Here is a 1124-nt window from a genome sequence, read left to right on the forward strand (position 1 = left end):
CCAGCCCTATCAAGGCTAAATGGGCTGCCGCTCGATGACATCCCCCGGTGGGGGTGGAGCTTCGGGGGTTGGTGAAGCTTCTGGCGTTGCTTGCGGTGGGGGCGTTGGTGTCTCTCCAGGAGCTGGCGTGGGAGGTAGAGGAGGCCCAGGCTCTTCAAGCACAGCCCCAGGCGGAGGGGTCGGGGTTTGCGGCCGAGTTAAAAAGGGCGTTACCTGTTCCAGCAGCTTGGCATAGAAGATTCCATCCTGCTCTAGCCCAAAGCGACCCACCGCCCAGCGGTGACGGGGCACCAACAACGTTTGCAGCAGTACTTCCCGACTGGCGAAAGAGGGAGTGCCCACAAAGACATAGCCATCGACGATAACACGGTTCAAGTCAGGCCGAGTTTGAAACACCCGATCCACCTCCCGCAGCATCTCTGTATCCAGCCGCTCCAGCAGAGTTTCCAGAGTATCTTCAGGCCTGACCAAAACCCGCACGGGGAAGCGATAGCCTTCGCACCGATAATCTCCGCAAAGTTTAACCAGCTCGTTCCGAACTCGGATCTGCACCGCCGGATCGAGGTCTCTCACCGGTAGGGGGACTTCTGGCTCTGGCTGCTGTTCCGCTTCCTGGGCCCAAGTTAGAAATCGGCCGCCCCCTGCCCCCAATAGCAGCGATCCGCACAACAAGCCGAGTCCCAGACCCTGGAGGGGGAAGCTCCGGCCTAGGTTGCCCTGCCTGGAGCGCTGTGAAAAGCAATCCCGATTCGGGCTACTCGGCGGGTTGTTCATAGGTTAACCAATACGGCAGCGATGGCTATCGCCAACTCTACCCGACATCTGCCTAGGAGGCACTAGGCCAGGGGAAAAATGGAGTTGCTCTTGCTGGGTATCGCTGCTCCTAGGAAGCAGACTAACCAGTTGAAAGGGCATCCTTGTTTGCTGCAGCTTGCCGAAATGGCTGTAGTCTGGAGAAGGTAATGATCCTGTGGCAGAGGAGTGTCTATGTCGTCATTGCCGGCATCGAAGGTTGGGGGATTGCAGGTGCGTTTTTTCTGGGGCCTTCTAGCCTCGACTCTCCTTCTAGCAAGCTGTGGGGGGTCTGGGGGGACAGTGCCACCTCCGGTCAATGTCTGCGAGCA

General features: G+C 58.8%; 1 protein-coding gene. It reads right to left on the reverse strand.

The genetic code is table 11. From position 1 onward, the window contains the following. Positions 1-15: 15 nt before the first annotated feature. A complete protein-coding gene (locus NW863_RS13125) occupies positions 16-480 on the reverse strand; it encodes a hypothetical protein (protein ID WP_414366891.1) in 465 nt (154 codons plus the stop codon). Positions 481-1124 lie beyond the last annotated feature (644 nt).

Origin of the sequence: Synechococcus sp. B60.1 (assembly GCF_047462555.1) — a bacterium.
Taxonomy (GTDB): domain Bacteria; phylum Cyanobacteriota; class Cyanobacteriia; order Thermostichales; family Thermostichaceae; genus Thermostichus.